Here is a 22,165-nt window from a genome sequence, read left to right as displayed (position 1 = left end):
AGCCAATAAGTTTATTTATGAGTGTCTTTAATTTTGAATTCGGAGCAAAGCGACGTGACCCAATGCTCACCCACTACACCTGACTCCTCTGTAATCTGCATCTTGATCGCTGACGACCATCCATTTATGCGAGAAGGTCTAGCAGCTGTACTCGATTATCAACTGGATATGACTGTGGTTGGGCAAGCCTGCAATGGCTACGAAGCAGTAGAATTGTTCCGCCAACATCAACCCAGTATCACATTAATGGATTTGCGGATGCCGGAACTCAGTGGCGTGGAAGCGATCGCTTCCATTTGCGCTGAGTTTGCCGACGCTCGAATCATTGTCTTGACAACCTATGACAGCGACGAAGACATCTATCGGGGACTGCGAGCAGGCGCAAAAGGTTATGTTTTAAAAGATGCAGAACCAGACGAACTACTGACAGCAATTCGGTCAGTTCACAGAGGTCAGCAGTACATTCCCCCTGCCGTGGGCGCAAAACTAGCAGAACGGTTGCGGAGTCCAGAACTGAGTGATCGCGAATTGGAAGTGTTGCGCCTGATGGCAACAGGTAAGAGTAACTTAGAGATTAGCATTGCTTTGGCGATCGCTGAGGGAACGGTCAAATTCCATGTGAAAAATATTCTAGGCAAACTGGGAGTAAGCGATCGAACTCAAGCGATGATTGTTGCGCTCAAGCGCGGTATTATTACACTTTAAGAATTCAGCCAAAGCAACAGAAGAATAAATTCAGAATTATCACCTGCTCTTGAGGATAGTTTGTTTCTAGCCCTAAGAGTAAGTTGATCCCTATCCCTAAGAGTAAGTTGATCCCTATCCCTGTTGTTAGTACAAAAACTCCCCACAAGGGATGCGACAAAGTGGGGTCAATTTTTATATTCTTAGAATCAAGAAACGATATTCAATTTCTTAGTATTATTTCTAGCATTTTCATCGCTAAGATGCTATCCACATAATGCATAAAACAGCAATGAGTCAGACAAGCGATAGCAACAAGTTGCTCATGCCTATTTCAGAACAGGATCACATTCAAGGAGTAATAGAGGCATCAGTTGTTTTAGTGGAATACGGTTATTATCAATGTCCTTCCTGTCGTGAGGTTTACAGAATGATTCAAGCGATTCAGCAACAGATCCCCTTGCGCTTTGTATTCCGTCATTTTCCCCAAATTCATCTTCATCCCCAAGCTCAAAAGGCATCAGAAGCGGCAGAATCCGCCGCCGCGCAAAATAAGTTTTGGCAAATGCACAACATTTTATTTGAGCATCAATCTGCCCTTAACGATGGATATCTTCTAGAGTATGCCAGTGCAATCGAGCTTGACATTAATCGATTTCTGCGAGACATGACAGATCATGTTCATGCTGAACGGGTGACTCAAGATATGCAAGGTGGAATACAAAGTGGTGTTAGCAGTACACCAGCTTTATTCGTTAACAAAATTCGCTATAGAGACGCTTGGGATACAGAGAGATTACTCGCAGCGATTCTCGACTAGAAGCTACGCCAACACACAAGCTAGAAATAAATCTTAAAACAATTCGCAACTTTTGGAGACGCTAAAAGCGAAAGCTCCGCAACGCTTTCGCAATTACGTTTTGTGATGGGGATTTAAACCCAGACCCAAAATATGGTGCTTGTAGAAGCAGGGGACTTAAACCCCCAAAGTTGGTTAAATTTAAGCTAAATTCTCACAACTAAAGATTCTCAAATATTTCACAGGTTTCAACAGGAGGTTCATAAATGAAGATTTTTGTTGCAGGCGCAACGGGAGTGATCGGTCGGACGCTAATCGCGCAACTGCTAGCGCAAGGACATGAAGTAGTTGCGTTGACACGTTCTCTAGAAAAAGCACAAACTTTAGCGGAACAAGGTGTGGAATTGGCGATCGCAGATGTGTTCGATGCCGATGCTGTTAAAGCTGCCATCACCAGCACTCAGCCGGAAGTAGTGATTGAACAACTCACTTCCCTACCCAAAACCTATACTAGCGAGTCCATGAGCGCAGCATCAGGCCTGAATACTCGCATCCGTCGAGAAGGGGGTGCTAATGTGCTGGCGGCAGCACAAGCGTCTGGCGTGCGCCGTTATCTGAGGCAGTCGATCGCATTCTGGGCGATTCCCGGTACTGGATTAGCAGATGAAGAAACGCCACTAGCTTTTGATGCCTCGCCTGCGGTAGCAGCAGATGCTCACATAGTCACTGAAATCGAGCGTGACTTACTAGGGAACCCCAACCTAGAAGGAATTGCTCTGCGTTATGGCTTCCTTTACGGGCCTGGTACATGGTTTGCTCCCGATGGCGATGTTGCCCAACAGGTGCGCCAGCAACAGTTCCCGATTGTTGGGAATGGGGAAGGTGTCTGGTCATGGTTACACATTGAAGATGCAGCGATCGCCACAGTTGCAGCAGCAGAGCGAGGCAACCCTGGCATTTACCTGATTACGGACGATCACCCCTTAACAGTGCGCGAGTGGCTCTCAGCTTATGCCCAATGGCTCAATGCTCCACCACCTCCGCAAGTATCGGTTGAGGATGCTTTGCGAATTAGTGGTGCGGATGCTGTTTATTATGGTACTCAGATGCGAGGCGCATCGAATGCTAAGGCAAAACGCGAATTAAATTTTCAGCCTCGACCCTTGGAATGGATGGTTAACACCGCCGTGGCTCATGCCAGTTAAAAATTTAAGGGAGAGAAAGATGAAGATTGCTCAATATGGAACAGCGATCACGGTCATCCATGCAATCGTACATGGATTACATGGTTTAGCACACGTGGAAATCCCTGTTCCCCTCTCAATACTTCAGAGTTTATTTGTGGGTATTGTGATTTATGCGATTCCCATCATTGCAGTCATTTTACTTTGGACACAGTTTTACCGCATTGGTAGCTGGCTCTTGCTCTTTTCAATGGCAGCATCAGTCATTTTTGGAATCTACAATCATTTGATTGTGATTAGTTCGGATCATGTGTCTCAAGTTTCCTTTACAGGTTGGGGTCTGCTATTCCAAATCACAGCCGTCCTAACATTAGTTTTGGATGGATTCGGCTGTTGGGTTGGCATCTGGGCATTGAAAACGATTCAGGAACCAGAAAAGGTTATATGAATTGTTTTGATTATTTTAATCACCATCATCTGTTATTGTTTACTTGCTTGCTTCCAATTTAGAGCAGTTTTCTTTCATTAGAAATACACCCTAAATTAGCCAACTTCTCATTGTACGGTATCTAAATGAACCACATACTCAAGAATAAACGCGCACTCATTACTGGAGGCAGTCGCGGCATTGGGGCAGCGATCGTCAAACGTTTAGCAAGTGAAGGTGCTGATGTCGCTTTCACTTATACCAGTTCACCCGACCGGGCTAACGAAATCGTGCAGGCAGCGCAAGCATTAGGTGTCCAGGCTCTTGCCATCCAAGCCGACAGTGCCGATGCCAGTGCAGTAGTCGCAGCTGTTGAAGAGACTGTGAACAAATTGGGCAGTATTGATATTCTCGTCAACAATGCGGGTGTGCTAGCGATCGGCCCAATCGACGATTTCACACTGGCTGACTTTGATCGAACTTTTGCCATTAACGTGCGTGCGGTGTTTGTGGCGACGCAAGCCGCAGTCAAGCACATGAAAGCGGGCGGACGCATCATCAACATCGGCAGCACTAATGCCGAACGTATGCCATTTCCTGGTGGCGGTGTATATGCCATGAGTAAATCTGCTCTGCAAGGGCTTGTGCAAGGACTGTCGCGTGACCTTGGCCCACGCGGGATTACGATCAACAACGTGCAGCCCGGGCCGATCGCTACAGATATGAATCCCTCGGAGGGGGAGTTTGCTGAGATGCTCAAAAAGCAGATTGCGGTAGCCCGCTACGGCACGGTTGACGAGGTTGCGGGGCTGGTTGCTTATCTGTCCCGCCCTGAGTCCGGTTACATCACCGGCGCAAACCTGATGATTGACGGAGGGTTCAGCGCATAACTGTTTAGCGATCGCATTTATTTCTCATAGAGGTTGATAAAATATGTTTGATCTTGACCAAACTATTAAAGACCGCCACTCAACACGTAAATTCTTACCCCAACCAGTGCCACGGGCTTTGCTCGATGAAGCCCTGACTCTAGCGCAGCTCGCACCATCGAATTCAAACATCCAGCCGTGGCGATTGGTGTTTGCCCAAGACGGATGCCGCGATCGCTTGCAAGAGGCTTTGCTAAACCAAGCCAAGCAGCAGCCCACCGTCTCTCCTCTGCCTTCTGCCTTTCAGCATTACCGCCAGGAACTAGGAGCGCAAGTCTACGGTGCGATGGGGATTGCTCGTGACGATAAAGTGAACAGACAGTTGGCCGTTCTGCATAATTACGAATTTTTTGGCGCACCTGTAGTTGGTATCGTCTGTATGCACCAAGATTTGGGCTTTGCCGATGCTTTAAGTGTAGGGATGTATTTACAAACGCTGGTGTTAAGCCTAACCGCTCGTGGCATTGGCACTTGCGTAGAGGTTTCGCTAGCGACTTATCCCGAAATCATCCGCAACGAGTTGAACATTCCACCGGAATTATTAATCATTTGTGGTTTAGCCGTTGGCTATCCTGATCCTGATTTCTGTGCTAATCATTTGCATATAAGCCGTGAGTCCGTTGAGAAAAACGTCTTGTTTCAGGGCGATTGACATAAGGCTGGATTTTTTTCTACTAGTGGTTTGTCAAGTAAAGTTTGAAGGGTAAAGGAACGAACCGCGAAGACGCGAAGTACGTGAAGGAAGAAGGAAAGAAGAGAAATTGAAGAATTTATCTACTCGTCAAAGTTGATGTAACAGAACACTAGTGGTCTGTCCCATTAATTTTGAAAGGTAAAAAAACGAACCGCATTCGACGGAGTTGTTCCCGCAGGGTAGACGCGAAGTACACGAAGGAGGAAAGAAAAGAAGAGAAATGGAAAAGTTAATTTACTCATCAAAACTTTTGGGAAAGACCACTAGACGTTAAACGCAAGTCTAAAAGAGTATCTGCATTCCTACTGTCATCAATAAATGATTTCCGCTGAAGTTTTTTATTTATAAGAAAGTAAAGATGAAGATTTCTCAATATGGTTTAAAAATTCTTTGATTTGTTTGATTCAGGAGGTTTTATGTTTAGAAAGATTCTAGCTGCGATTGACCGTTCTCCAAATGGTAATGCTGTTTTTGATGAAGCTCTTACTCTAGCAAAGGCAACTAAAGGAAGCCTGATGCTGTTGCATATCCTATCTAGTGAAGAAAAGGATAGCCCCCAAACACCTACACTGCTTACTGTCGAATACCACCCATTGAATGGAGAATTTCTAGAGGATTATTGGAAGCAGTGGCAAACTTACGAAGAAGAGGGTTTCAAGTTATTGCGATCGTATACAGAAGAAGCAACCAATGCAGGGGTAAGTACTGAATTCACCCAAAATTCTGGCAACCCTAGCCGGAATATATGTGAAGTTGCTCGAACTTGGGGCGCTGACTTAATTGTGATCGGTCGTCGAGGACATTCTGGTTTGAATGAATTGATTTTAGGCAGCGTGAGTAATTATGTTGTTCACCATGCTCCTTGTTCGGTGCATATTGTTTATACTCCAGTTCCTCTTAAATCGGAAGTACCCGTAGTCAATGAAGCTCAAGTAGTTCATTAACAAGGGTAATGCAAAAGTTAGATTCATAAACTTCAAGCTTTTGCCTTAGTTGTTGTCGTGGAATTGAAATTGTTCTCAAGTAAACGCTAATTCAGGAATTTTTGACATGGATAATGTAATAGCCCCGACCAATTCACCTGTTGTAAAGCCACCCGAAGTTACATTAGTTCCCAATAACTCACTATTGACTGAGACCCCAGAAGAAGGACGACAACTAGCAGTCAAAATGTCACGATTAATTATTAAATTGACTCAGCCGGATGAAGAAAAACGCAACCAACTGCGAGATGTTTATGGCAATGATGCCATGATGCTGATTGCAGTTGGACAGACGGTTGCAACAGAGTTTGCCACGATCGCAGCTGCTAATAACTACTGGCGCAAGTAATATCTCGAAATCGTCAAATCAGTGATTTGTTCTGATTCTAGAGGAATACAGTATGAAAGTTTTGATTCAAGCGATCGTCAGTTTTTTTGTATTTATTGTCGATTTCGTCTACGGAAATCGTTCTTACCCTCGGTTTTATGTCCTGGAAACCATCGCTCGCGTTCCTTATTTTTCCTATCTCTCGGTACTGCATCTTTACGAGACGCTGGGTTACTGGCGCAAAGCTGACTTGTTGAAAGTTCATTTCGCCGAAACCTGGAACGAATTACATCATTTGTTAATTATGGAATCAATGGGTGGCGATCAGTACTGGATTGATCGCTTCGTCGCTCAACATATTGCAGTGGCGTACTACTGGGTGGTTGTCCTCATCTATATGCTGTTTCCCAAGTATGCCTACTACCTAATGCAACTTATTGAAAATCATGCCTACCATACCTATGACGACTACTTGAAAGCCCATGAAGCAGAACTGAAAGCTCAAAAAGCGCCTAAAGTCGCAATTAACTACTACCGTGATGGCGATTTATATATGTTTGAAGAAACCCAGTTTACATCAGATCATAAATTTCGCCGCCCGAAAGTGGATAATCTCTACGATGTATTCGTGAATATTCGGGATGACGAATGCGAACACGTCAAGACAATGGAGGCTCTCCAGCTACCAGAAGCACGGCAAACTTTCAAAAGTCCCCATACGGTTTTTGAATTGGTGACAACCAGTGCCGATCAACAGGATTGATTCTATAAAGTTCCTATTTGATTTTTGAACAACTAAACCATAAGGAAAATTATGAAAACACTACTGAAAAGATCCACGCTATTTCTTGCTCTAACAACCTGTGTTTGGGTTAATTACTCCTTAAGAGCTTCTGCTGATTCTACTGCTGGCTTAATCCTCAGTATGAAATGCCAGGGTGGATACAATGTCAATGTTTGGAAAAGGTATTCTTCGGGTGAACTTCTCTACCGTTCTACAAGTTCGCACGGTGATTTGAGTTTAAACAAAGGAACTAGCAAAGCGACAGAAGGCGTTCGAGTGTATAAGTTTCAAAGTGGCAATTATAAATACTGGGTATGGGACGGTACACTAGATAGCCAGCAGTCTGGAACTTTAGAGGTCTATCAAGACAATCGTCTCCTAATGCGGCAGGCTTGTACAAAAAGTTGATGGGGAGGTAAGAGCTGCTTCCTTGGGTGACTCAAACCCATATTTCCCCCTTCATTCCACAGTAGTTCTTAATGGGGTCATTTCCCTCTACTTCCTGCCTCTTCATTGAAACCCCGATCAAGCTAGCTCTGACTTTTTCTATTTTAACTATGAGCTAGCTCAAAGAAATTATTGAGAAAAATTGTCAGAGTAAAGGTAGTTTAAGGCTATGAGGATAGCAATATGGCTCTTACAAAAGTAAACACAAATATATTCCTTGTGGAAACTCTTGCTAAACTCTACCTAGAAGCCAAACCAGCCGAGATTTCTGACGAAACCATCACCCAACTCTGTGACTGGCTCATGGGTGAATTCCACCAATTACCTTTAAATCTGCAATTCTCTGATTATATGCGTTACCACAACGCTCTTGAGATGTTTGCCGATATTAGACTTCAGCAACTTTGGGTATCCGCCGATAGTTACGATTCTTCCGTTTATCCCAATCCGATCTATGGATTTATTTTTCAGGGAATGCACGATTATGACCACTACTTGACGGATAGCGACTTCAGCTTGAAGGGGGAAATCGTGGCTTATAAATTCACTGCAAAACGTGCGCCTTCTTTAGACATTCAAAAGATTCTCTACTCCGAAATTGTACTGCGATCGGCTGCCAATCTTTATTTAGGATATGCAGCTAGTCCTAAAATTGTTTTTCTATGAGCAATGACACAAAAGAACGATCATGAATAACTGTTCGTATTGCTCTTACCCATTACTCCGACATATCCAGCACCATGAAATTTGCTGGTTTTGTTCCCGCCGTTGGACAACATTACCTGTCTTTTTTGAAGTATTAACCGAACGATGACACAAACTACTCTCAATCTGACAACAGCACCAAGTCATGTTGTCCTGGCGGCTGCGGGTAAAACGGTTCTCCGTCCGGGTGGACGCGCCGCTACGGAACAACTCTTGCAATGGGCGAATTTCAAAAGGGGTGAAACCGTTTTGGAACTCGGTTCTGGGTTAGGAAATAGCGCAATTGTTTTAGCAAAATGTTACAACCTCCAGGTGATTGGTATTGAACAAGATTCCAACCGAGTAGCGATCGCCCAAGCTAAAGCCCGATCAGCTGGCTTAGATCATCGGGTTCAGTTTATTCAAGGCAATATTTTTCAGCTAGAAACTATTTCGGCATCGTTTAACTATGTGTTAGCAGAAGCCATTTTGACGATGCAAACCTCTGCTGGCAAAGCCAAAATTCTGACAGGTGTGCGCGATCGGCTTAAAGTTGGTGGCAAATTTCTCAGCCATGAACTGCTAGCGCGTGACCATTTAGAATCGCTTCGCCAAGACCTGACACAAGTGACTTGTGTGAATGCTACACCACTGCCAGAACGAGACTGGATCGACACCTTCGCTCAGGTAGGGCTAACAGTAACACAGCGGCAAATTGGTGCAATGAGACTGCTTGAGCCGGTTCAGGTACTAAGAGATGAAAGAGTAATTCACACGGTTCAGATTGCCTGGAATATTTTGACTCAGCCTGTGATTCGCGATCGCATCATCAAGATGCGGCGAGTCTTCACTCAACACCAACAAGACTTGGGCTACATCGCTTTGTGTGCTGTTAGAGAATTGTAATCAACCTGGAAATGATAGGAGATAAATCATGGTGTATCCCTCAAAAAATAATACTGAAATGACAGCTAATCTGCGGGAATTGGCAGATTACACGAAACCTGGAGTGACTCGCAAAGCTTTAGTACAAGATGAACAAAACAGTTTCTCTTTACTCTGTCTCACTGCCGGAACAAAAATGCCTGAGCATACTGCTCCTCGGAATATTTCGGTGACTGTAATCGCAGGACGCGGAGTACTCACTTTGCAAGGACGTGAAATTACTTTGCAGCCAGGGGTATTTGTTTATTTACCCGCAAACACCCCCCATGCGCTCCATGCATTGGAAAATCTTGCATTTCTGCACACATGAAGTTGAATATACAAGTGAGAATGTCATGACTCAATACGATTATGTGGTGATCGGTGCTGGTTCAGCAGGTTGTGTTGTTGCCAATCGTTTGACAGAAGATGGTGAAACAACCGTGTTGTTACTCGAAGCAGGCAATCCGGCGACTAAACCAGAGATCCAAATTCCTGTGGCTTGGCCAAGCTTGCTAGGAACGGAGGTTGATTGGGCTTACTGGAGTGAACCAGAACAACACCTCAATGGGCGGAAAATTTTGTGTTCGCGTGGCAAAGTCACTGGCGGCTCTAGTTCACTCAACGCCATGATATACATTCGAGGCAATCGCCACGATTTCGACTGTTGGCAAGAACTCGGCAATCCCGGCTGGAGTTACGAAGAAGTATTGCCTTACTTCAAGAAATCAGAAAACCAGCAGCGAGGCGCGTCCGAATTTCACGGTGTCGATGGAGCCTTGAGCGTTACTAATCCGCTTGCGCCTGCTGTCATATCAGAGCAATTTATCGCAGCAGCAGAGCAACTCGGCTACGCCCGCAATCCCGATTTCAATGGCGCACAACAAGAAGGTGCGGGATTGTATCAATTAACTATTAAAGACGGGAAGAGACATAGTGCCGCCGCCGCATTTCTTGTGCCGATTCTTGATCGTCCTAATTTAACAGTTCAAACTGGTGCGTTAGTGACTCGACTATTGTTTAAGGGAACTCGCACGGTTGGGGTAGAATACCTGCACCAAGGAACGCTGCAACAAGTTTATGTCAATCAGGAAGTGATTTTGTCGGCGGGTGTATTCGATTCTCCTAAACTGCTGATGCTTTCTGGAATTGGCAATGCAGAGCATCTGCGATCGCTCAACATTTCTGTGGTTGCTGATTTACCCGGTGTCGGTGAGAACTTGCACGATCACCCATTGGTTGCTGTTGGCTACAAGTCTACCCAAGCGCGACCCGCGATCGCACCTACTAGTAATATAGTCGAAGCTGGGCTATTTCTGCATAGCGGTAAAAGTAACGAAGTTGCACCAGACTTACAGTTCCTCTTTAGCCCGGCTCTGTTGTCTCCAACCCTTACCCATGAAGTTTCGGGAGCCACATTGGTTGCTTGCTTAATCAAACCTCAAAGTCATGGTACTGTGACGTTGCGCTCAAAAAATCCGCTCGATCCAGCCGTTATTCAAATGAACTATCTTCAGTGTGAGACTGATTTACAAGTGTTGGTAGAAGGCATTAAGATTGCCCGTCAACTTGCTCATTCGGCTGCCTTCGATCAAGTATTGGAAGAGGAAGTGGCTCCCGGTAAAGATATAATCAGTGACGAAGCACTTGCTGCTTACATTCGACAAACGGCTAATACCTATTGGCATCCTGTAGGTACGTGTAAAATGGGCAACGATCTAATGGCGGTGGTTGATGCTCAACTTCGAGTTCACGGGATTGAAGGATTGCGCGTTGTCGATGCTTCTGTAATGCCAACTATTCCATCGGGAAATACGAATGCATCTACAATCATGATTGGTGAAAAGGCAGCCGACTTAATTAGATCTGCAGGCTACACATTTCAAAGCAAGAGTGCCAAGGTGAATTAACGCTTTTACAAGCCTTCAAAGCAGTTTTTAATTGTGAAAAGACAAGCGATTGCTCCCGTCTCACCAACCCAATCCCCACTTATAACCGTGCTTCCCTCGCCCTTATTGAATTTCAACAAGTTTGCTTTGAACCCTCCACAATATTGACGTAACTCGCTTTACAATTGCTTTTACAACAATCTATCGAGCTAATTTTTTTGTACTGCTGAGTAAGATTGCCAATTACTTGAACATTAGTGAGAGATAAGGTTAGTTTGAGTAATTCTGTTTTGTCTTCTTCGCTTAATAACACTGGATATTTACCCTTTATTCTGCTTGCTACAAGAGACTGGAGGTTAGGATTCAGTACATTTATATCAAAGGCTACTCTTTCACCGCTCTCAGAAATTGGCGAAAAAGAATACTCATCTTTGTTATCAAACCAATGTCTACTTACATAAGTGTATTTTCCCTGGTGTTGTCCAAGAAAAGGGTATTTGAAATGTCTTTCCCATAAGTCAGATTTAGGATTTTCGTAATCCTGTTGAAATTCTTCAGGTAGTCCTTGCTGGTTATTTGGCCAAATAGCAGCATGATCTACAACAAAAACTGTATCTAATTGAATAACTCCCTGATTAGCAGCATCTCCGCTACAGAAAAACAAATATGATCCTCCTGTAACGTATGCAGTATTGCTGGGAGACCTTTTTAATTGTGTAGCATGGCAGTATGAGTAGAGCCATCTTTGTGAAAATACAAATGGATCTTCATTCCCACCTGGGCTATCTACCCAAACATGACCTTTCCAATCAGTAACTTGATTGTTAATTAATACTTGTCCATGCACTTCAGTTTTTTGCCTTGCATAGTCTGGATGAAAAATTAAGTAATGCAGTGGTTTCATAAATAACTAGGATTTAAACAAGCTTAAGTATTAATTAACTTAACTAGTAAGCTAAATCTTCAGTAATTACAATATATTTATCTCCTCGTGTTAGCTAAGGGAAAAGGCATAAAACCAAGAAAATTTTAGATATCGATACTATTGAGGCACAACAAGTAGATAGTGACATTTAAAACATGATCACACTTTGCTTGCAGTGTTACTGCTGCATAGGAAACTGCTGCATCATCTCGGCTAACGCCACAGCCTCACCATCTGCCGTGTATACGACCTCACCCGACATCGCAATCACAATCCTGTTTTTCCTCGCCCACTCAAACCAAGCGATCGCCTCCGACTTAGCCTGCTGCACCTCCGGTTTCCTCCCCTCCTTACAAGCTGCCACAAACACAGCCTCCGGCGACTTGATCCCTTTCCAAGTTCGTATCGCTTCTTTGAGATAGGCGATCGCCCCCGGTACATTCTGCCAACACCGTTTGACGGTACGTTAAATCTCTGCATTGAGACGAAACTGCGGAGTACAGGGTATTTCTCGTAGCTGTTGCAGCACTGATTTTTCCATAGATTCTGTAGCGCAATAATCATCCTCATCATCAATTGAGTCTATGCTTTGAAAATCTGATGTAACAGGGGCGGCGGAAGAATGATCCTCATGAGTATTTCTCTCGTTAGTCGAGTTATCTTGTTCTATCTCTTCAACGAAGTGAGTAATTTCAACTAACTCTGGTTCTGGGGTATAACAAACCCCTTCCTGGTCATAGTCCAAAATCTCGGCTTTCACTTCCTCACTTTTTTCAAGCTCAACAGCAGAGTGTTGTTGTGGCTTTGAAGCTTGAGTATGGTTTCTGTGGTATTGTTCTGCATTGAACGTGGCTTGTTCAGTTTTGCGCTTGCCGTGTTCTAATAGTCGATTCAGTACTTCACTGTTTAATTTATACTGCCAAGTTCGATCCTGCCCATTACCAGGATTTTTCTGCTTTGAGAGAATCCCCATTTCCTCAAGCAGTGTGATCGCACTCCTAATCACATGAAGACTATGCTCACCCATCAGGTCAGCGTAAATTCGCTTGAGTGGCTGGTAAACCCAAGGGGTGCGATGATTTTTGAGCTTCCACTTTGTCCAATGTCGAAAATACTCAATCAGCTTGGCAGCACAGAAGTTACCAGTAATGTCCAGATACTCTCGCCGCAATATCACCAGCACCGATGCTTTTTCGGTAGAGACAACAGTACTCATTTGTTGCCTCCAATATGCGGACGAAAAGTTAGATTAATTCGCGTGCTAACCAATTTCTTGGTCTTCGGAACTTGATGTAAGTGTGTGGACTGACAAACGGGGTGCATAACCAGCAAACTCCCATGCTCCAGCCAGAAATCAGTCGGCTTCCCTCCGATGGGCTTGATTTGGAATTTGCGAACTGAACCTAAACTAACAGATGCGATCACCGGATTTAGGCCCATCGATTGCTCTTCATTCCAGCCTGGGGGTATGAAGTCGGCTGATGGGGGCAGGAGGTTTTGGATTTGGGATTGCAGTTGAGCGTTAGCGAAGCTTAACGAAGTTATCGCTTTACCTTGATCTGCTATTTTTTGCTCTAACTCGACAACCCGCAACTCGACTGCGTTTGATAACGCTAGCTTTGCTTTTTCAAATGCTTTGACCAAATGCCGCTTGCACTGCCTAACCCGTTCGGTGTTACGACTGTAGGTCATTAACAAAGTTGCTTGGGGTTCAGTCAGTAGAGCATATTTTACTGAATTGCTTGCTCCGACTGAATTTGTGACAGTCTCCGTTTCAAACGCGACCTGTCCCCAGTCCTCTTCTATCTCATCAATATACTTGTCTAGTGTTGCTAAAAAGTTCTTGTGCTGGATACCTAAATCTTCCGCTATGAGTCTCGAATCAACTACCAACACCCCAGAATGCTCAACAACTGATAACTCGATAACTGATGTTGAATTTTTCACTTTACACCCGCCTAATCAACAATTTGTGGGTTACGGTGATCGTTTCTAAATCTGCAAAATCTGCTAGTACAGTGACGGTAATTCCACTGACCCCATCATTAGTACATTAGTACGGGTACAAAATCTCAATTCATCTTTGATTTGAAATGTCAATGCGTCCATACTAGACATTTCCAAATTTTGACGCAGTAAAATTTCGGGGCATTGCAACCAGGCCGCACCCAAATGAGTTGAGTCTTCAAAACTGGTACGCTAGTAAGAAATACTCATCAAATACCAGATTTGAACGACCACTTTACGTTCTCTTGAAGGATCGTTTCTAATTTTGGTTATTGGCAAATACTGAAAGCAGCAAGTTGAATGGATTCTTTAACAGTCAAGTTATTTGTTACTTAACCATTTGAAGACGCAAGATAGAGTCTGCTTTCTCCTCAACGCTTTTAACTGGCTTTTGTTTCGTTGTCTTCTTCCCAAGCAAACCCAAGCATTTTCCTCTCTTTACAGGCAATAACTTTTGAAATTGGTCATTTGTTAATGCTAGTTCTTAGCTCAATGATAGATTAGACATGACTACTATGACTGATAGTGGCGTAGTTAAGGCGATCGCATTGCTTTGGTCGGCGGGCGGTCGCTTCTAGTGTTTAGGCTGCTTTCAGTAGATCAACTTCAGCGCTTTCGCCCGAAATTTTCCTCTTGTTTCCTAAAATCTCTGTTTTTGCTGGGGAATCGAAAGTAACACCTTTTTCTATCTTTGATCTTTTTGGTGGCTCACCTTCCTCAAGCAAATCTCCTGGTTTGCAGTCAAGGGCTTCACAGAATCGTGCAGCTGCTTCTAGTGTGAGTGATTTAACCTTATTTTGTTCAATTTTTTGGATGAACTGAGGACTGTAACCAGTTTTTCTAGCTAGGTCGCTGGTGGGTCAACAGAGCGTCATCAGACCATCAGCAGCAAGTACCCTGTGATTCTGCATTCGATGCCGTGTGGTCGTTGTCGATGGTCGAAGTATTGCCTAGTCTCGAAACTAGGTCTTGTGAGGAGTTGTTGGATCAGCCGTTTGATCAACTGACAACTGAGGAATGGAAGCGGCTTATCAGTAAACCAAAAAGTTTTTCCCCAAAGAGCGATCGCTAATCACTCTTACGTAGAACAAGGTAGTGTAAACTACTAAATGCATAATTAATGCTTATACTGCTCTTTTGGGGTTCAAAAAATGAAATGATGAAAGTAGTGTGTAGCATATTGGCTCTTAAAATTGACTGTTTCATCAGAAGAACTGGTTTTAACAGACTCAGAAACCCTTGAAGAGGTTATTGAGTGTTTAGTAGAAAATTTTTCCATTGAAACTCAGGGGGGATGTGACCAACAAACTTTATTTGAGATTCTTATAAAAGCAGCCAGCAGTGGAGATAGTATTGAGAATACAGCCAAATTATTAAAAAATGTTCCTACAGCTAATGATATTAGATATCATCTTAATAAAATCAACAATTTTGAGGAGTTAGAGACACGAATTAATCAAGCATTGAAAAGTCGAATTCCTTTAGGTTTAAAAAAAGGATGTTTAAAAATAGCGATTGATTTAAATTTAATTTGTTATTATGGTAAGCCAACATTCTTAGAATTACCATACATATATAAAAGTGAAGCTAAATCTGGTACTCATTCATTTTTGACGGCTGCAACTTTATATGTGATTAACAAAAACAAGCGTGTAACTCTAGCCGTCAGAGGTGTTCGCCGACTAGATACTAGTGTAGCGATAATTACTTATTTATTGGCGGAACTTGAATCCCTTAAAATAAATGTAAAAAAACTCTATTTAGATAGGGGATTTTTTAATACTCCTGTAATAAGATGGTTGCAAGCATTAGATATTCCATTTATGATGCCTGCTATCAAGACAGGAAAAAAGGGAGGAATTAAACAGTTTTTGAAGGGAAGAAAAAGCTATAAAACTACCCATACTATTACAAGAGACAAAGATGACTCAGTCACCTTTGACTTATGGATTGTCTGTAAATATAGAAAAGGAAAGCGTAAAAAATATGGGGTGCAATACCTTGCTTATGTTACTTATAAAATCCAAACTAATTTAGATTATATATATCAGGATTATCGAAAAAGATTTGGCATCGAAAGTAGTTATCGGCTGCAAAATCTTTGTCGAATTAGAACAAATAATAAAAATCCCGCATTAAGATTACTATTCGTTGGTATATCTTTTCTTTTAGTTAATATTTGGGTTAACCTCCTCTGGCTTAGAATAAGTCGGAAAAGGCTCATGTTGCCGATTAATTTACCGGACACTTTTCGTACTTAAACAGATGTTAGCCTTTTTATCTCAAGCCCTACAGCGTAAATATCAAGTAGTAGAAAGCATTTATATTCCACGACTGTTAGCACCAACAAATTATCAATCAGCTAATCATAAGTAATCATTATCCATACTATGTCTGCTGGTTAAAGGAGCGAGTATTAAAAAGTATCGTAGGCTACAAAATATTTAGCGATCGCTCTTTGGGGAAAAACTTTTTGGTTTACTGCTGATGGCAGATGTTGAATAGTACTTTTTCTCTTCGGTGGCAAATTTTTTGCTTGTTTTATCCCAACCCTACCTGATTTGAATTCAGTGGGGTGTTTATTTTACCTAGGAGTTTTATTGAAGTATTTTTGCCTGGTTTTGCAGTTTTCATAAAACTTGATATTAGTCAGACGTAATTGAGATGTGGGTAAATTTCTTTGTCAGGTCTATGTTTTGGGCGTTACAGTTCCGGTTGAGTTCCGATTTCCTTCCGGAACTCAGCTAACCATATGCATTCTGTTGCAACAAGACGGTTAAGGAAAATTTTCCACAAGCGTTAATAGTTTTGTGAAGTAGAGTTTAGGTACTCTTGTCTGTGGCGCATCATCATTTCAAGCACGATGGCACTGGCACTACTTATTACGTCTGCGATCGCTTGAATTAAAAGTTTAAGTTCGATTGGTTTAGCGATATGTCGCTGAAATCCTGCCGCCATTGACTGCTGATAATTAATTTCTCCGGCATCAGCAGTAAGTGCGATCGCTCTTATTGTACAGAGCATCTGGTGAGGGCCGATGAGGTCAATGGCAATGCGGGCTTAATTTTGTTAAATAAATTTATTTGCATTTATTAAACAAGAAATTTTACTATTAAAGTATTAAAAAAAATAATAGTCTCTAAAAATTTGAATTTCGCTCTTTAAATTTACTCTATGGAACTTTCGCATAAATTTGAATACGCTCTGGTTGCTATGTTAGAAATTGCCAAAAGCTACGAAAGTAGAGAACCACGACAGATTAAAGAGATAGCAGAAATACAAAATATACCTGTTAGGTATCTGGATCAACTGCTGGGGATATTAAGAAGTGGTGGTCTAATTAAAAGTATACGTGGTGCCAAAGGTGGCTATATTTTAGCACGAAAACCTAAAAATATCACAGTGCTTGATGTTTATAGATGCATTGAAAGGTTAGATGATGTTGTATCAGTTTTTGAAACTAAGATTCAATCACCAAATGTGGCTCAGGAAATCTGGCAAGAAGCAACTGATGCAGCTCAGTCGGTTTTACAGAAATATACGCTCTTTGACCTTTGTGAAAAACTAGCAGTTCGCAAACAAATGGAACTTATGTACTATATTTAGTATAAAGATTATGTATCATGTTAGATATTTAATTTTATATTGAAGTGTTATAAACAACCAGAATTTCATAGCTTACTAAAAGCTGCACAGTTGGATATAGAAAGTGAACCAAATTTCGTTTTAGTCTGGTGTGGGGAAAGATGATTACTAAAGCTACACCACAGATTCGGCATATGGCAATCCGCTCTTGTATTTGCGAAATCTTACATCAAGGGTTGTGGACTGTTAACTGTTGACAGCTAACAGCTAAAACCGATATGTGTTCATAACTGAAATAAGTTTTTTTCAAGTTAAGTCAAAAAAACCTTAACTTTTCTACATCGACACAGAAGGCTAGAAGCTCTATAAGTATGACAGTCAACTTTATGATGCAATGCATCAATTGAGAATTTTCAGGTAGAGGATTACCCGTGCAAAAGCTTACTTCATCCTATGAATATCAAGTTGGTGGTCGCCTCAGAGTTGATGCACCCAGCTATGTAGTACGACAAGCTGACGAAGAACTCTACAATGCTTTAAAGGCAGGTGAATTTTGTTACGTTCTCAATTGTCGGCAAATGGGTAAATCTAGTTTGCGGGTACAGGTGGCTAAACGTCTACAAGAGGATGGAATTGCTTGTACAACGGTTGACCTGTCAGGTATAGGAAACAGCAACATCACTGCTGACCAATGGTATGCAGACATTATCATGCGGCTGATGCGGAGTTTTCGGTTGACTACGCAAATTAATGTCCGTGATTGGTTAGCGCAAAGACAAGACCTGTCTCCAGTGGGTCGTTTGGGTGAATTATTGCAATCTGTTTTACCGGAATTTATTAATCAATCGATTGTAATTTTTTTCGATGAAATTGACAGCACAATCAGCTTACCATTTAATACAGATGACTTTTTTGCCTTGATTCGTTCTTGCCACGAACATAAGCGTTTTACTTTTGCACTGCTGGGAGTAGCTACACCTTCAGATTTAATTAGTGATAAAACTCGCACACCTTTTAATATTGGTAGAGCAATTGAGTTAAATGGGTTTAATATTGCGGAAGTTCAACCATTAGAAATAGGGTTAGCGAATAAAGTCGAAAATCCCCAAGCTGCACTGAAGGAAATACTTGTTTGGACGGGAGGACAACCGTTTTTAACTCAGAAACTTTGCCAATTAATTGCACAACATTGGCATGGGGGAATAGGAAAACAGAGAAGCCTTTCTGCCATAGAATCGCCCTACCTGAAGAAACTGATGCAGGAGATATTGATTCCCAGTGAGGCTATAGCGGATCAAGTTTCTACAATAGTGCGATCGCATATCATAGATAACTGGGCTTCCCTGGATGAACCACCCCATTTAAGAACCATCCGTGACAGATTACTTTGCAACGAACAACGAGCTAGTAGATTATTAGGACTATATCTACAAATCTTACAAAATGGTGGTGTACCTGCTGATGATTCGCCAGAAAAAATTGAATTACTTTTATCGGGATTAGTTGTTAAAAAACAAGGTAGCTTACAAGTTTATAATCGCATCTATCAAGAAGTTTTTCATATTGAGTGGGTAGAAAAGCAATTAAAAAAGTTACGCCCTTACGCAGATTTAATTAATGCTTGGGTGAAATCAAATTACCAAGATGAAACCAACCTGCTACGAGGACAAGCCCTCAAAGATGCTCAAGCTTGGGCGAAAGGCAAAAGTTTGAGTAACATGGATTATCGCTTTTTAGCCGCTAGCGAGGAACTAGAAAAACGCCAAGTACAAAGTGCGCTCATAGCATCTCAACAAGCCAATCAAATTCTCCTCAACGCTGAACAGCAAGCGAAACAAACGATCCGCCGGGGAATGATGGGGTTATCGGTGCTGTCTGTTGTCGCTGTGACTCTCTTGGGAATCTCCGGGTTACTTACATGGCAAACTGCACAACAAAAGCGACAAGTAAGCTTGGGTGAGATTAAAGCCTTAACGCTCTCATCAGAAACAGCTTTTGAGTCTCATAATACCTTTGACGCTTTACTTGAAAGTCTCAAAGCTGGTATTAAGTTAAACCAGATGGGCTGGGATAATGCAGATACAGATTTAAAGGTGCAAGTAGAAAAGACCATTAGCCAATCTCTCTACTGGGTACGGGAACGCAACCGTTTAATAGGACATGGGGATGTAGTTACAAGAGTTAAATTTAGCCCCGATGGGCAAAAACTCGCCAGCGCCAGTTGGGATAAAACCGTGAAAATTTGGCAGCGTGATGGTAAGTTACTCCACACCCTACGCGGTCATACAGATGCAGTATGGAGCGTGAATTTTAGTCCCGATGGTAAGATGTTAGTTAGTGCCAGTCGAGATAAAACCGTGAAAGTCTGGCGTGTTGAAGATGGTAAAGAAATTATCACTTTCAATAATCAAGATTGGGTAGCTTGTGTCGGATTTAGCCCCGATAGCAAGACAGTGGCATCAATGGAATGGAATGGGACAATGAGACTCTGGAACCTACAAGGACAAGAGTTAAAATCTTTCCGTACCCATAAAGCCCCAGTCGTCGCCATTCATTTCAGCCCCAAAGGACAAATGATTGCTACCGCCAGCCGGGATGGTACGGCGAAGGTTTGGAGTTGGGATGGTAAAGAATTGTTGAACCTGGGAGGGCATGATAATTGGGTAATGTATGTTAATTTCAGCCAGGATGGTAAAAACCTGGTGACGACGAGTCGAGACAAGAGCGCGAAAATTTGGGATTTAAACGGTAAACAATTGGCGACACTGCGCGGTCATTCTGATACTGTTGCGAGTGCAGTATTCAGCCGCGATGGTCAAATTATCGCTACCGCCAGTTGGGATAAAACAATTCGACTCTGGAATCGCAAAGGCGAGGAATTGCAAGTTTTGCGAGGACATACCGATGCTGTTTGGGGGGTGAATTTAAGCAAAGATGGAAAACTTCTAGCTAGCAGTGGCGAAGATGGAACTGTGAGATTGTGGAATATGGATAACGGGGAAGCCGGAAAATTCCAATCCCTAAGTTTTAATCTTGGTGAAGCGGCTGCGGGAAGTGTTAGTTTTAGTCCTGATGGTAAAATTCTGGGTACAACTGGTCGTTACACAATGGCGAAACTCTGGAACCGTCAAGGACAGGAATTAGTGACACTGAACGGTCATAGCGATACCCTCAGAAGTTTGCAATTTAGTCCTGATGGACAAATTATTGCTACCGCCAGCCGAGATAAAACCGTCAAACTGTGGAATTTATCTGGAAAAGAAATAGCAACTTTGCGCGGACATCAAGCAGATGTGAGAAGCGCAACTTTCAGCCCCGACGGTAAAACCATTGCTAGTGCAAGCTGGGATACAACAGTTAAACTGTGGAATTTAAATGGTAGAGAAATCATGACTTTGCGCGGACATCAAGCTGGTGTGAGAAGTGTAAGTTTCAGTCCTGATGGTCAAATGATTGCTACCGCAAGTGAAGATGGAACTGCTAAACTCTGGAATCTTCAGGGAAAAGAATTGGTAACACTCAAAGGACATCAAGCTGGGATACAGGCTGTAAGTTTCAGTTCTGATAGTCAGCTTATCGCTACCGCCAGTAAAGATAAAACCGTGAAACTGTGGAACCGAAAGGGTAAAGAACTATTGACTTTGCGGGGACACGGGGGTGAGGTGAATGCTGTAAGTTTTAGCCCAAATCGAGAGACGATTGCTACAGCGAGTGAAGATATGACAGTTAAGCTGTGGAACCGTAAGGGAGAAGTGCTGCAAACCCTTGCAGGGCTTGATGCTGGGGTTAAAAGCGTGAGTTTCAGCCCAGATGGTCAGGTTTTGGCTTCTTCTGATTCTCTGGGTAAAGTCACTCTTTGGAATTTAGATTTTGATTCTAGTCCAGAGAAATTGTTGGCGCAGGCTTGTAATTGTGTGAGAGATTATTTAAAAAATAGTGCAGATGCTAAGGAGGAGGAAAGGAGTTTGTGCGTAGGCGTAGCCAGTCGTAGACATCGCATTGGTACAGTAAAAGTATCTCAGTAATTAGCTCTTGTATTGCAGAAAAGTGCTGAAAATGCAGTGACACGATATCTTAGAAGTGGGAAATACTATAATGAATGCCCATGTCTGCTAGAGATGTCTTTCATGAGGTTGTGAAAATAGCTTTACAAAAGGACGGTTGGCAGATAACTCATGACCCACTTTTGTTTAACGTGGGTGGGGTAAAAATGTCAATTGATTTAGCAGCAGAAAAACTGATTGCAGCAGAAAGAGAAAATGAAAAAATTGCTGTTGAAGTCAAGAGTTTTCTAGAGAAATCTTCTGCTATTTCAGAATTCCACACAGCGTTGGGACAATTTATCAATTATAGAGGTGCATTAAGGCGACGAGTCCAGAGCGAATTTTATATTTAGCAGTACCTTTGACGACTTACAGAACATTTTTCCAACTTGATTTTCCCAAGAAAATGGTAGAAGAAAATCGAGTCAAAATGATTGTTTATGATGTTGAAAACGAGGTGATTATTGAATGGAAAAAATAGTACGATATCGCCAGATTGTACAACAGATGCTTTCAGAGTATGGTAAACAAAAACCTGCTTACGGAAATATTGAAGTTGAGACAATTTTTGACACCGAACGAGACCATTACCAAATTGTTTATGTAGGTTGGGAAGGTCAAGAATGGGTACACAGTTGTATCATACACATAGATATTAAAGGTGGTAAAATTTGGCTGCAATGGAATGGTACGGAGGATGATATTGCAGCTGATTTAGTGAATGCTGGAGTTCCAAAGGAAGATATTGTTTTAGGATTTCAGTCACCATTTATGCGACAGTTTACCGAATATGCTGTGGGTTAACGTGGAAATGTTAGCATAATGGGCTGTAATGAAGTGCGTAGATGT

At 42.4% G+C, this 22,165-nt stretch carries 22 protein-coding genes and 2 pseudogenes; 19 read left to right on the top strand and 5 right to left on the bottom strand.

Features of this window, described 5'->3' with window-relative positions; translation table 11 throughout:
* Positions 1 to 54: 54 nt before the first annotated feature.
* The 14 genes from AACU32_RS18880 to AACU32_RS18815 all read left to right on the top strand — a co-directional run bounded on the left by AACU32_RS18880 (position 55) and on the right by AACU32_RS18815 (position 10,777).
* On the top strand, positions 55 to 705 hold the full coding sequence (locus AACU32_RS18880; RefSeq protein ID WP_339378069.1) for a response regulator: 651 nt from the start codon (positions 55 to 57) through the stop codon (positions 703 to 705).
* A gap of 271 nt (positions 706 to 976) precedes the next feature.
* Entirely contained in the window at positions 977 to 1,504 is a 528-nt protein-coding gene (locus AACU32_RS18875) for a thioredoxin domain-containing protein (RefSeq protein ID WP_096608071.1), read from the top strand.
* 245 nt (positions 1,505 to 1,749) lie between these two features.
* Positions 1,750 to 2,688, top strand: coding sequence for an NAD-dependent epimerase/dehydratase family protein (locus AACU32_RS18870; RefSeq protein ID WP_096602262.1), 939 nt, complete (start codon positions 1,750 to 1,752; stop codon positions 2,686 to 2,688).
* A 19-nt stretch (positions 2,689 to 2,707) separates the two neighbouring features.
* Positions 2,708 to 3,115, top strand: coding sequence for a hypothetical protein (locus tag AACU32_RS18865; RefSeq protein ID WP_096602260.1), 408 nt, complete (start codon positions 2,708 to 2,710; stop codon positions 3,113 to 3,115).
* Positions 3,116 to 3,240: 125 nt separating this feature from the next.
* Positions 3,241 to 3,984 (top strand): SDR family oxidoreductase, encoded by a 744-nt coding sequence (locus tag AACU32_RS18860; RefSeq protein WP_096602258.1) that lies wholly within the window; start codon positions 3,241 to 3,243, stop codon positions 3,982 to 3,984.
* A gap of 43 nt (positions 3,985 to 4,027) precedes the next feature.
* Positions 4,028 to 4,675 carry a nitroreductase gene (locus AACU32_RS18855; protein WP_096602256.1) on the top strand — a complete coding sequence of 216 codons (648 nt, stop codon included), beginning with the start codon at positions 4,028 to 4,030 and terminating at the stop codon, positions 4,673 to 4,675.
* A 458-nt stretch (positions 4,676 to 5,133) separates the two neighbouring features.
* Complete coding sequence (locus AACU32_RS18850; RefSeq protein ID WP_096602254.1) at positions 5,134 to 5,661, top strand: universal stress protein; 528 nt, start codon at positions 5,134 to 5,136, stop codon at positions 5,659 to 5,661.
* Between the two features lie 106 nt (positions 5,662 to 5,767).
* On the top strand, positions 5,768 to 6,049 hold the full coding sequence (locus tag AACU32_RS18845) for a hexameric tyrosine-coordinated heme protein (protein WP_096602253.1): 282 nt from the start codon (positions 5,768 to 5,770) through the stop codon (positions 6,047 to 6,049).
* A 52-nt stretch (positions 6,050 to 6,101) separates the two neighbouring features.
* Positions 6,102 to 6,791, top strand: coding sequence for an alternative oxidase (locus AACU32_RS18840; RefSeq protein ID WP_096602252.1), 690 nt, complete (start codon positions 6,102 to 6,104; stop codon positions 6,789 to 6,791).
* Between the two features lie 51 nt (positions 6,792 to 6,842).
* Positions 6,843 to 7,220 (top strand): hypothetical protein, encoded by a 378-nt coding sequence (locus AACU32_RS18835; protein WP_096602251.1) that lies wholly within the window; start codon positions 6,843 to 6,845, stop codon positions 7,218 to 7,220.
* A 222-nt stretch (positions 7,221 to 7,442) separates the two neighbouring features.
* On the top strand, positions 7,443 to 7,925 hold the full coding sequence (locus AACU32_RS18830; RefSeq protein WP_096602249.1) for a transposase: 483 nt from the start codon (positions 7,443 to 7,445) through the stop codon (positions 7,923 to 7,925).
* Between the two features lie 144 nt (positions 7,926 to 8,069).
* The gene (locus tag AACU32_RS18825) at positions 8,070 to 8,849 is read left to right on the top strand and encodes an SAM-dependent methyltransferase (protein WP_096602247.1); all 780 of its coding nucleotides are present in this window, start codon (positions 8,070 to 8,072) and stop codon (positions 8,847 to 8,849) included.
* 28 nt (positions 8,850 to 8,877) lie between these two features.
* The gene (locus AACU32_RS18820) at positions 8,878 to 9,198 is read left to right on the top strand and encodes a cupin domain-containing protein (protein ID WP_096602245.1); all 321 of its coding nucleotides are present in this window, start codon (positions 8,878 to 8,880) and stop codon (positions 9,196 to 9,198) included.
* A 25-nt stretch (positions 9,199 to 9,223) separates the two neighbouring features.
* Complete coding sequence (locus tag AACU32_RS18815) at positions 9,224 to 10,777, top strand: GMC family oxidoreductase N-terminal domain-containing protein (RefSeq protein ID WP_096602243.1); 1,554 nt, start codon at positions 9,224 to 9,226, stop codon at positions 10,775 to 10,777.
* Positions 10,778 to 10,889: 112 nt separating this feature from the next.
* Here the strand turns inward: AACU32_RS18815 and AACU32_RS18810 are convergent, their stop codons facing one another.
* The 4 genes from AACU32_RS18810 to AACU32_RS18795 all read right to left on the bottom strand — a co-directional run bounded on the left by AACU32_RS18810 (position 10,890) and on the right by AACU32_RS18795 (position 14,494).
* Positions 10,890 to 11,603: a hypothetical protein gene (locus AACU32_RS18810; RefSeq protein ID WP_339378068.1), complete on the bottom strand. Its 714-nt coding sequence runs from the start codon at positions 11,601 to 11,603 to the stop codon at positions 10,890 to 10,892.
* A 544-nt stretch (positions 11,604 to 12,147) separates the two neighbouring features.
* Positions 12,148 to 12,897, bottom strand: coding sequence for a hypothetical protein (locus AACU32_RS18805; RefSeq protein WP_096602239.1), 750 nt, complete (start codon positions 12,895 to 12,897; stop codon positions 12,148 to 12,150).
* On the bottom strand, positions 12,894 to 13,628 hold the full coding sequence (locus AACU32_RS18800) for an alpha-ketoglutarate-dependent dioxygenase AlkB (RefSeq protein ID WP_096602237.1): 735 nt from the start codon (positions 13,626 to 13,628) through the stop codon (positions 12,894 to 12,896). Before AACU32_RS18800 ends, AACU32_RS18805 begins: the two co-directional genes overlap by 4 nt.
* Positions 13,629 to 14,269: 641 nt before the next feature.
* Positions 14,270 to 14,494: a helix-turn-helix domain-containing protein gene (locus AACU32_RS18795; protein ID WP_445223229.1), complete on the bottom strand. Its 225-nt coding sequence runs from the start codon at positions 14,492 to 14,494 to the stop codon at positions 14,270 to 14,272.
* A 387-nt stretch (positions 14,495 to 14,881) separates the two neighbouring features.
* Here AACU32_RS18795 and AACU32_RS18790 point away from each other — a divergent pair.
* Positions 14,882 to 16,064: pseudogene (locus AACU32_RS18790) on the top strand (ISH3 family transposase).
* 423 nt (positions 16,065 to 16,487) lie between these two features.
* Here AACU32_RS18790 and AACU32_RS18785 read toward each other — a convergent pair.
* Positions 16,488 to 16,712, bottom strand: coding sequence for a response regulator (locus tag AACU32_RS18785; protein ID WP_096602231.1), 225 nt, complete (start codon positions 16,710 to 16,712; stop codon positions 16,488 to 16,490).
* 150 nt (positions 16,713 to 16,862) lie between these two features.
* Between AACU32_RS18785 and AACU32_RS18780 the strand changes: the two genes are divergently transcribed.
* From AACU32_RS18780 to AACU32_RS18765, 4 genes and pseudogenes are all read left to right on the top strand, one after another.
* Positions 16,863 to 17,294, top strand: a complete 432-nt coding sequence (locus AACU32_RS18780; RefSeq protein WP_096602229.1) for an RrF2 family transcriptional regulator — start codon at positions 16,863 to 16,865, stop codon at positions 17,292 to 17,294.
* Positions 17,295 to 17,704: 410 nt separating this feature from the next.
* Positions 17,705 to 21,298 carry an AAA-like domain-containing protein gene (locus AACU32_RS18775; RefSeq protein WP_096602227.1) on the top strand — a complete coding sequence of 1,198 codons (3,594 nt, stop codon included), beginning with the start codon at positions 17,705 to 17,707 and terminating at the stop codon, positions 21,296 to 21,298.
* A gap of 80 nt (positions 21,299 to 21,378) precedes the next feature.
* Positions 21,379 to 21,797, top strand: a pseudogene (locus AACU32_RS18770) (XisH family protein).
* Positions 21,785 to 22,120, top strand: a complete 336-nt coding sequence (locus AACU32_RS18765; RefSeq protein ID WP_096602225.1) for a XisI protein — start codon at positions 21,785 to 21,787, stop codon at positions 22,118 to 22,120. The pseudogene AACU32_RS18770 and the gene AACU32_RS18765 overlap by 13 nt, the downstream one beginning before the upstream one ends.
* Positions 22,121 to 22,165: the final 45 nt, after the last annotated feature.

Source organism: Calothrix sp. NIES-2100 (assembly GCF_963875285.1).
Taxonomy (GTDB): domain Bacteria; phylum Cyanobacteriota; class Cyanobacteriia; order Cyanobacteriales; family Nostocaceae; genus Aulosira.
Note: the sequence above shows the minus strand (reverse complement) of the source record. Positions and strands in the feature narration are given on the sequence as shown.